The organism is Malikia spinosa (assembly GCF_002980625.1).
Lineage (GTDB): Bacteria > Pseudomonadota > Gammaproteobacteria > Burkholderiales > Burkholderiaceae_C > Malikia > Malikia spinosa.
The window spans coordinates 1-8,923 of the sequence record NZ_PVLR01000070.1; the positions used below are offsets into that span (position 1 = coordinate 1).

8 protein-coding genes are annotated in these 8,923 nt (G+C 66.5%); 4 read left to right on the top strand and 4 right to left on the bottom strand.

Annotated features, from left to right (window positions below; genetic code table 11):
* Nucleotides 1-17: 17 nt before the first annotated feature.
* Nucleotides 18-830 carry an SDR family NAD(P)-dependent oxidoreductase gene (locus C6P61_RS16915; RefSeq protein WP_105731075.1) on the bottom strand — a complete coding sequence of 271 codons (813 nt, stop codon included), beginning with the start codon at nt 828-830 and terminating at the stop codon, nt 18-20.
* 168 nt (nt 831-998) lie between these two features.
* Between C6P61_RS16915 and hpaE the strand changes: the two genes are divergently transcribed.
* The gene (gene hpaE, locus C6P61_RS16920) at nt 999-2,468 is read left to right on the top strand and encodes a 5-carboxymethyl-2-hydroxymuconate semialdehyde dehydrogenase (RefSeq protein WP_105731076.1); all 1,470 of its coding nucleotides are present in this window, start codon (nt 999-1,001) and stop codon (nt 2,466-2,468) included.
* A gap of 83 nt (nt 2,469-2,551) precedes the next feature.
* On the opposite strand, the gene C6P61_RS16925 is transcribed toward hpaE, so the two are convergent.
* The gene (locus C6P61_RS16925) at nt 2,552-3,622 is read right to left on the bottom strand and encodes an NAD(P)H-dependent flavin oxidoreductase (RefSeq protein WP_105731077.1); all 1,071 of its coding nucleotides are present in this window, start codon (nt 3,620-3,622) and stop codon (nt 2,552-2,554) included.
* A gap of 113 nt (nt 3,623-3,735) precedes the next feature.
* On the opposite strand from C6P61_RS16925, the gene C6P61_RS16930 reads away from it, so the two are divergent.
* Entirely contained in the window at nt 3,736-4,242 is a 507-nt protein-coding gene (locus tag C6P61_RS16930; protein WP_105731078.1) for a dihydrofolate reductase, read from the top strand.
* Nucleotides 4,243-4,306: 64 nt separating this feature from the next.
* On the opposite strand, the gene nadC is transcribed toward C6P61_RS16930, so the two are convergent.
* On the bottom strand, nt 4,307-5,170 hold the full coding sequence (gene nadC / locus C6P61_RS16935) for a carboxylating nicotinate-nucleotide diphosphorylase (RefSeq protein WP_105731079.1): 864 nt from the start codon (nt 5,168-5,170) through the stop codon (nt 4,307-4,309).
* Nucleotides 5,171-5,314: 144 nt separating this feature from the next.
* Between nadC and C6P61_RS16940 the strand changes: the two genes are divergently transcribed.
* Both C6P61_RS16940 and xth read left to right on the top strand, forming a co-directional pair.
* Nucleotides 5,315-5,536, top strand: a complete 222-nt coding sequence (locus C6P61_RS16940) for a hypothetical protein (RefSeq protein WP_105731080.1) — start codon at nt 5,315-5,317, stop codon at nt 5,534-5,536.
* A 90-nt stretch (nt 5,537-5,626) separates the two neighbouring features.
* The gene (gene xth / locus C6P61_RS16945) at nt 5,627-6,406 is read left to right on the top strand and encodes an exodeoxyribonuclease III (RefSeq protein ID WP_105731081.1); all 780 of its coding nucleotides are present in this window, start codon (nt 5,627-5,629) and stop codon (nt 6,404-6,406) included.
* A 227-nt stretch (nt 6,407-6,633) separates the two neighbouring features.
* On the opposite strand, the gene C6P61_RS16950 is transcribed toward xth, so the two are convergent.
* Nucleotides 6,634-8,598 carry an ATP-dependent nuclease gene (locus tag C6P61_RS16950; protein WP_244908991.1) on the bottom strand — a complete coding sequence of 655 codons (1,965 nt, stop codon included), beginning with the start codon at nt 8,596-8,598 and terminating at the stop codon, nt 6,634-6,636.
* Between the last annotated feature and the right edge of the window lie 325 nt (nt 8,599-8,923).

Below are 8,923 nucleotides of genomic sequence, written 5' to 3' on the forward strand. Positions count from 1 at the left end.
AGACTTTGAACACGCTCTCAGACCACCAGCGGCGTCAGGCCGCCGTCCATCGACAGCACCGCGCCATTGACATAGCTGGCGCGCGCCGAGGCCAGGAAGCAGACCGCGTCGGCGATCTCGCGCGGCTCGGCGATGCGGCCCATCGGGTGGCGCTGGTTGATGCGATCGAGCGCCTGCTGTGGCGTGATGCCCTGCAGCCTGGACTCGGCCAGCAGGCCCTCGTCGAGCCGCTCGGTCCGGGTCTGGGCCGGATTGACGACATTGACGCGCACGCCCTGCCCGGCATAGGCCGCCGCCAGGCCGGAGCTGGCCAGCATCAGCGCCGCATTGGCCGAGCCGCCCGGCAGGTGAATCGGACTGGCGACCTTGCCGCCCATGCCGACCACGTTGACGATCACGCCACGACCGCGCGCGGCCATCTGCTTGATCAGCGGGTCGATCACATGCAGGTAGCTGAAGAACTTGGCCTGCATCGCCTCGTGCCATGAGGCCGGGCCCAGTTCGTCGGGCGGGGTGCGGCGCGCGGCACCGGCGCAATTGACCAGCACATCGACCGGCCCCAGGCCAGCGGGCGCGGCGGCCTGGGCCTGCTCGACCATGGCTTGCGCAGCCGCTGGGTCGCGCAGGTCGGCGCTCAGCAGGCGGATGGCGTCATCGCGGCCGGGATGCTGCTCGAGCAGGCTGGTGCGCGCGGCCTGCAGGTGCTCGCTGTCGCGCCCGACCAGGGTCACGCGGGCGCCCTCGGCCAGGAACTGGCGCGCACAGGCGAGCCCGATGCCACGGCTGCCGCCGGTGATCAATACATGCTGGTCTTGAAGCTGGAGGTCCATGGTGCTGCGCCTTCTTTCTGTTGTGGGTGGGAGTGATGCGGGATGGCAGGGAACTGCCGGCACATTGTTCCAGCATTGCGGCGGGCAGCAATCGGCAGGGGCTCCGTTACCATACGGTTACCTAGCAGGCAGCCGCCGCCGAGACGGCCCGCCACCACCGGACATTCCATGCGCATCCCCCATCTGATCAACGGCCAGACAGTCGCCGGTCGCGAGCATTTCCAGAGCCTCAACCCCGCCAACCAGCAGCAGCTGGCCGAAGTCGCTGCCGGATCGGCCGAAGAGGTCAACCTGGCAGTGGCCGCGGCCAAGTCGGCGTTCCCGGCCTGGGCCGGCACGCCGCCGGCGCAACGGGCCCGGATCATGCACCGCCTGGGCGAGCTGATCACGCGCGACCAGGCCGAACTGGCCCGGATCGAGACCGCCGACTGCGGCCAGGCGATCGCGCAGACCGGCGCCAACCTGGTGCCACGCGCGGCCGACAGCTTCCACCACTATGCCGAGCTCTGCACGCGCATGGACGGCCAGACCCACCCGACGCCGACCCACCTGAACTACACGCTGCTGCAGCCAGTCGGCGTCTGCGCGCTGGTAGCGCCGTGGAACGTGCCGCTGCTGACCGCCAGCGCCAAGGTCGCGCCCTGCCTGGCTTTTGGCAACACCGCGGTGCTCAAGCCCAGCGAGCTGAGCCCGATGACGGCCGCGCGCCTGGGCCAGCTGGCGCTCGAAGCCGGCGTGCCGCCCGGCGTGCTCAACATCGTGCAGGGCAATGGCCGGGAGGCCGGCGCACCGCTGGTGGCGCACCCCGACGTGCGGCTGGTGTCCTTCACCGGGTCGACCGCGACCGGCAACGCGATCGTGCGCAACGCCGGGCTCAAGAAATACAGCATGGAGCTCGGGGGAAAAAGCCCCTTCATCGTGTTCGAGGACGCCGACTTCGAGCGCGCGCTCGATGCCGCGCTGGTCATGATCTTCAGCATCAACGGCGAGCGTTGCACCGCCGGCAGCCGCATCCTGGTACAGCAGTCCATCTTCGACGAGTTCGCGCGCCGCTTCGTCGAACGCGCCAAGCGCATCGCGGTCGGCGATCCGATGGACCCGGCAACCGTGATCGGGCCGATGGTCAGCCAGGGCCATCTGGCGCGGGTGCGCGGCTACATCGAGCTCGGCCTGCAGGAAGGCGCGACGCTGCTGTGCGGCGGCGTGCAACGGCCCGACTACGCGCCTGAAGTCGCCGCTGCGGTGCGCGACGGCAATTTCGTCTGGCCGACCGTGTTCGCCGACGTCAGGCCCGACATGCGCATCATGCGCGAGGAGATCTTCGGCCCGGTCGCCTGCCTGCTGCCGTTCCGTGACGAAGCGGATGCGATCGCGCTGGCCAACGACAGCCCCTACGGCCTGGCCAGCTATGTCTGGAGCGAGAACGCCGGCCGCGCGCACCGAGTCGCGGCAGCACTGGAAGCTGGCGTCTGCTACGTCAACAGCCAGAGCGCGCGCGATCCGCGGCCGCCGTTTGGCGGCGTCAAGGCCAGCGGCCTCGGGCGCGACGGCGGCCACTGGAGCTTGCAGACCTATACCGAGCCCAAGAACATCTCGATCAGCTACGGCCAGCACGCGATCCCGCGCTGGGGGCTCTGAGCAGGCGCTGAGCAGCGCGCGGGTCAGGCATCAAGCCTGCGCCAGCTCAGATGACTGCGCTGCGCAAGCCCTGTCAGGCTGCGTCAGTCGCGCCAGCCGTCGGCCAGCACGAGCGTGAGATCGGCCGCCGGCATTGCGCGCGCCAGCGACGCGGCCTGGCCAGCCCACAGCGGCGTGAAGTCGTCCCGCCCCTGCGCCTCGGCCCAGGCGCGCAGCGGCGCCAGGTGCGTGGCTGCCAGCGGGAAAGCCGGTGCCTGGCGGCTGATGCAGCCGCCCGAGTTGCCAGCAGCGCCGAGCGCACGCATGGCGCGGTTCACGATGCCGCGCGCCGGCCGGCCCGTGAAGACATTGGTCAGCGCCGTGTGCTGCGCCTGCGCCGACTGCAGCGCGGCCCGGTGCAGCGCGCTGGTGCCCGCCTCGGGACACAGCAGATAGGCCGTGCCGACCTGGACCGCCGAGGCGCCGAGCGCGCGCGCCGCCGCGACACCCGCCGCGTCCGCAATGGCGCCGGCCGCGATCACCGGCAACTCGACCGCGCGCACGATCTGCGGCAGCAGCGCGAAAGTGCCGAGCTGGGTCGTGAGGTCGTCGCCCAGGAAGATGCCACGGTGGCCGCCGGCCTCCAGGCCCTGGGCGATGATGGCGTCGGCGCCATGGGCCTGCAGCCACAGTGCTTCATCAACCGTGGTCGCACTCGACAGCACCTTGGAGCCCCAGGACTTGACGCGCGCGAGCAGCTCCGGCGCCGGCAGGCCGAAGTGAAAGCTCACCACCGGCGGGCGGAACGGCTCGACCAGATCCGCCACCACGGCGTCAAAGGGCGCGCGCGCCGCGATGGCCGGCCCTTCGGGCGCGGGCAGCCCGGCCTCGGCGCAGAGCGGGGCCAGCGCCGCGCGCCAAACGGCTTCGCGCTGCGGGTCGGACTCGGGCGGGCGGTGACAGAAGAAATTGACGTTCCAGGGCCCTTGCGCCGCGCGGCGCATGACTTCGAGCTCGTCGCGCAGCTGCGCCGGACTCAGCGTCGCGGCCGGCAAGGAGCCCAGGCCGCCCGCGTTCGTGACGGCCAGCGCCAGCGCGCTGCCTTGCGAGCCGGCCATCGGCGCCTGGATGACGGGCAGGCGCAGCCCGAGCAATGCTTGCAGACTTGTGTTCATGGATTCGTATTCTGACGCGATTGATTCGGATCTGACGCTGAAGATCATGCCACCACCGCCAGGCCGGCAACCGCGACCTGGCCGTCGTGACGGCACCATGGGACAATCGCCCGATGCGACTGAATCTGATTTATGCCCGCGCCGCCAACGGCGTCATCGGCAAGGACAACGCCATGCCCTGGCATCTGCCGGAAGACCTGGCCCATTTCAAGCGCCACACGCAAGGCTGGCCGGTCATCATGGGCCGCAAGACCTGGGAATCGCTACCCGCGAAATTCCGCCCGCTGCCCGGACGGCTCAACATCGTGCTGACGCGCGACGCCGCCACCGCCGCCCAGCTGCAGGCCGAGGGCGCGCTGGCGCTGGCCAGCCTGGATCAGGCGATGGCGCATTGCGCCGCGCTACACGCCCCGCCAGCCGAGCTCTGGATCATGGGCGGCGCGCAGATCTACGCCCAGGCCTTGCCGCTGGCGCAGCGCGTCATCGTGACCGAGATCGCCCGCGACTACGAGGGCGACGCCCATGCGCCCGAGCTGGGTCCGGAGTGGCGCGAGACCGCGCGCGAATCCCATGTCTCGGCCAGCGGCCTGGGCTACGACTTCGCCACCTACGAGCGCTGAAACGCCGCCAGCCTGCTGCCGCCACGGCAGAAACAACAAGGGGCCCAACGGCCCCTTGCTCGCATCAGGCAGTCTGCTCGACCGGCTTGTCCTGGAAGCGCATCGAGAAGTCGATGGCCTGCACGTCCTTGATCAGCGCGCCGACCGAGATCCGGTCGACCCCGGTCTCGGCCAGCTGGCGCAGACCGTCGAAGGTCACGCCGCCCGAGATCTCGAGGCTGATGCGGCCAGCGGCCAGCTCGACCGCCTTTTTGAGCGTGTCGAGGTCCATGTTGTCGAGCAGCACCATCTTGACGCCGGCATCGAGCGCTTCCTGTAGCTGGTTCAGCGTCTCGACCTCGACCTGGATGAAGCTGGCCCGGTCAGCCAGCTTTTGCGCCGCGCGCAGTGCATTCGTGATGCCGCCGGCGGCCGCGATATGGTTTTCCTTGATCAGGATCGCGTCGTACAGGCCCATGCGGTGGTTCTTGCCGCCACCGCAGCGCACCGCGTATTTCTCGGCCACGCGCAGGCCCGGAATGGTCTTGCGCGTGTCGAGGATGGCCGCGCGCGTGCCTTCGACTTCGCCGACATACTTGGCGGTCTTGGTCGCGACCGCGCTGAGAGTCTGCATGAAGTTCAGGCAGGTGCGCTCGGCGGTCAGCAGCTCGCGCGCGCTGCCGGTGATCTCGACAATCTTCTGGCCCGGCTCGCAACGGCCGCCCTCGTCGACCAGCCAGTTGACCTGGGCGCCGGGTGCCACCTGGCGCAGCACCTCGTCGACCCAGGGCCGGCCGCAGATGACGGCCGATTCGCGACAGATGATGGTCGCGGTGGCCTGGCGCTCGGCCGGCACCAGCTCGGCGGTCAGGTCGCCGCTGCCGACATCCTCGGCCAGGGCGCGTTGCACATCACTGGCCACTTGGGCCGTCAGATCGTAGTCGCTCATATAGGGGTTCCTTGTGCGCGGCCGCCTGCGCGACAAGCCGCTGAAGGGCATGATGATACGCCCTGCCCGACAGGCTCACAGGCCGAACCGGTCCGGTTTCCCGCGGTGCGGCCCTGCGCTTATCATGCGGCAAAATCGTTTCCCATGAAATTCGGATTCCGTTGGTTCTGGCGGCGTGGCACCCAGAGCGATCTGCCGCCTGAAATCGAGCAAGCCCGCGCGCTGATCGAGGCCGTCGACCGCGGCGGCCTGCCGCTGAACCCGGCCAAGGTCAACGCGATCGCGCGCGACCTGGGGCTCGAAGTGGGCCGCCACGCCGCAGTCGAGCAGACCGTGGAGCGGATTCGCGCCTGCCTGCTGCGTTGAGCCGCTGCCACGAAGCTGGAGCCAGATCCAGACCCCGGCCCTGAGCGCTGGAAACGATAGAAATCCCTGCTTCCGAAAGAATTCCTGATCATGAAATTAGCCACCTGGAACGTCAACTCCCTGAGCGTGCGCCTGCCCCAGGTGCTGGACTGGCTGGCCGATAATCCGGTCGACCTGCTCGCGCTGCAGGAGCTCAAGCTGAGCGACGACAAGTTCCCGGCAGACGCCTTTGCGCAAGCCGGCTACCAGGCGGCCTGGTTCGGCCAGAAGACCTACAACGGCGTGGCGCTGATCTCGCGCAGCGAACCGACCGACCTGGTGCGCAACATTCCCGGCTACGCCGACGAGCAGTCGCGCGTGATCGCCGCCACCATCGAGACGGCACAGGGCCCGCTGCGTGTCGTCAACGGCTATTTCGTCAACGGCCAGGACCCCGAGAGCGAGAAGTTCGTCTACAAGATGCAGTGGCTCGATGCGCTGCGCGAATGGCTGCGCGACGAGCTGGCGCGACACCCCAGGCTGGTGCTGCTGGGCGACTTCAACATCGCGCCCGAGGACCGCGACAGCTACGACCCCGAGGGCCTGCGCGAAACCATCCACCACACCAGCGCCGAGCGGCGCCAGTTCCGCGAGCTGCTCGAGCTCGGCCTGAGCGACAGCTACCGGATGTTCGAGCAGCTGCCCAAGAGCTACAGCTGGTGGGACTACCGCATGCTGGGCTTCCAGAAGAACCGGGGCCTGCGCATTGACCATATACTGATCAGCGAGGCAATCAAGCCCTCGGTGACTGCCTGTGCGATCGACCGCGCGCCGCGCAAATGGCCCAAGCCGAGCGACCATGCGCCGGTGGTGGTGACGCTGGATCTCTGATCAGCTTTTATCCTGGACCAGGGCTGACCCACGCCTGCCAGCCTCATCCACTGGCAAATCATCTCTCTAATGGATCAGGGCTGACCCGAGCCTGCCAGCCTCATCCGTCCGCTACGCGGCCGGCAAATCGGCTGTCAGGCCTGGGTCAACCCTGATCTTCTGATATGGCCTCGGCATACGAGCCAGGCATTTGGTTGCCGTGTCAGCGCCGTTGCGATTTCAATGGTTCACGGTGTCATGGATTCAATCTCGACATGTGGGGCCGCTGCTTGAAAGAGACCCTGAAGCAAATCAAGCTTTTCGCTCACCTCGGCGGCAATCGTCCTGGGATCCACCACGTCCATCAGACGATGCAGTTCGCCCTTGGTCAGCAACATGCTGCCGCCTAGGCGTGCGGCCAAGCGTCGAAAGAATTCTTCGGCAAAACTGCTGAGCTTGATCTGCCTGGTCTTGGCCTCCCAGACTATGCGTGCGGCTTCCGCAGGGGCCTGCTTCCAAGCCTGAAAGTCAGCCTCGATGCTTTCGAACACACGCTCCAGCACCAAGGCATCGAGCACCTCGTCGATCTCGGGCTCGAAACCGGAAAACAACTCCAGACCGGCATGCTGCGCCAAGGCGTAACGCCTGAGCACATCGGGCGTGACGAAATAATTCTCGGCCTCGTAGCGGCGCCAGTAGCTCAAGGTCAGACGTCCCTCAACGCTGCCCTGCCGGTCGCGTCCGTCGTTATCCAGAATGGCCAGCCCCTTGAGCCGGGGCAGAAGTTCCGACAAGCCCTTGAAATGTTCACGCGGCGTGACACCAAAACCGCCCTCCACCCGCTCCAGTTCGCTTTCCAGCGATCGGTCAGGGTAGTTGTTCTGCACGTAAAAAGAATTGATGCGCTCGTCCCAGACCGCTGCGACCGGATGCTGCAGGCGCTCAGCCAGCGCGCGCAGCATGTCTACATCGGTGCCGCCTTCGACATACAGCACATAGCCGCGCTCGCGCGCCTTGATGTAGTGATCGGCACCGAAATGCTTGAGACTGTTGCTGATGTCGAGCTTGCGTGCCAAGTCGTCGGCCTTGCCCTCCATCAGCAGCGTCAGGTTCTTGTCCAGCGCCTCGATCAGAATGACCTCGGAATGGGTGACCATGACCACTTGCGACTGGTTCTCGGAGGCAATGTCACGCAACAAGACATACACCTGCTTCTGACGCAGAATTTCCAGGTGTGCGTCGGGCTCATCCACCAGCAAGACGCTGCGCTTGTGCGAGTACAGATAAGCAAAAATCAGCAGCATCTGCTGAAACCCCCGACCCGACGAGGACACATCCAGCGCCTCACGCACGCTCGTTTGCTTGTAACGCAGCTCGATGGCACCGCGCGTGGTTTCCTGCGGCGTTTGCAGCGTGACATTGAACAGCCGCTGCATCAGCGTCACGATGCGGCTCCAATCATCGGGCGTGTTCCTGGCCACCATCAGGCACAGGTTGCGCAACACCTGCGCCGTCTGTCCCTGGCCCAGCAGCACATCGATGCGACCGGGCTGCAGGATGGCCTCTTCGGTTTCGAGACCCGACATCGGGTAGAGCAGCTCGACCCGGATACTGGCCGCATGTGCCAGCAACTCCAGGTTGGCAACCACCGACTCGGCAGGCGTGCAATAGACCAGCTCATCACCCTGGTTGCGAAAACGCATCGGCAGGCTCACAACCTGGCCCCGAAACTCGACGCCAACGGTGATGGTCAGCGCGATATCCTTGCTGCCGGTGCGCACCGCCGTGTTGTGCCAGAAGAAGCGCGTGCGCTGGACTGGCACCGCGACAATATTGAGCCGGTTGAGCGCCGTGGCGGTGCGCTCCTTGGCCGACGAAGTCTTGCGCGCCTCATACCAGGTCCGAACCGCCTGCGACCACAGGGCCAGCGCCTGGATGGCGCTGGTCTTGCCGCTGTTGTTGGGACCGATCAGCACCGCTGGATGTTCCAACTCGATGCGCTGCCGGTCGCCGAAGCGTTTGAAGTTTTCGATTTCGAGGTAATGCAGCAGGCGCATGTTGGAAAATGACTCAGGCGTGGCAGAGATCTGGCATGAAGAACATCGACCGGACTGGTAGTCGCAGCAGTGACCAGGGTCTCGAATTTCGTCATACAGATGGTGGGGCGGCGTGCAGTACAGCGAGCAAACTGCAATATGGCTATTTTCGTCCATCGTCTGCACAATTGACCATGGGTCGGTGCTCGTAATGCTGGAGCTCCGATGCACTGTGCAGCGCTGATGGATCAGGACTGACCCAAACCTGCCAGCCTCATCCACTGGCAAATCATCTCTCTACTGGATCAGGGCTGACCCGAGCCTGCCAGCCTCATCCGTCCGCTACGCGGCCGGCAAATCGGCTGTCAGGCCCGGGTCATCCCTGATCTGCTGGCGTTGATCTGTCAATTGCAGAACTGCATCAGCATGAGACGGTGACAGGACGCAAGGACTTATCAATCGGCTGCGCAGCAGCCGCAAGGGCAGTGGGTGAGGTGGGGCT

Excerpts from the sequence above, each read along its gene's own strand:
- C6P61_RS16915 (WP_105731075.1), bottom strand. The coding sequence starts at position 830 with ATGGACCTCCAGCTTCAAGACCAGCATGTATTGATCACCGGCGGCAGC.
- hpaE (WP_105731076.1), top strand. The coding sequence starts at position 999 with ATGCGCATCCCCCATCTGATCAACGGCCAGACAGTCGCCGGTCGCGAG.
- C6P61_RS16925 (WP_105731077.1), bottom strand. The coding sequence starts at position 3,622 with ATGAACACAAGTCTGCAAGCATTGCTCGGGCTGCGCCTGCCCGTCATC.
- C6P61_RS16930 (WP_105731078.1), top strand. The coding sequence starts at position 3,736 with ATGCGACTGAATCTGATTTATGCCCGCGCCGCCAACGGCGTCATCGGC.
- nadC (WP_105731079.1), bottom strand. The coding sequence starts at position 5,170 with ATGAGCGACTACGATCTGACGGCCCAAGTGGCCAGTGATGTGCAACGC.
- C6P61_RS16940 (WP_105731080.1), top strand. The coding sequence starts at position 5,315 with ATGAAATTCGGATTCCGTTGGTTCTGGCGGCGTGGCACCCAGAGCGAT.
- xth (WP_105731081.1), top strand. The coding sequence starts at position 5,627 with ATGAAATTAGCCACCTGGAACGTCAACTCCCTGAGCGTGCGCCTGCCC.
- C6P61_RS16950 (WP_244908991.1), bottom strand. The coding sequence starts at position 8,598 with ATGGACGAAAATAGCCATATTGCAGTTTGCTCGCTGTACTGCACGCCG.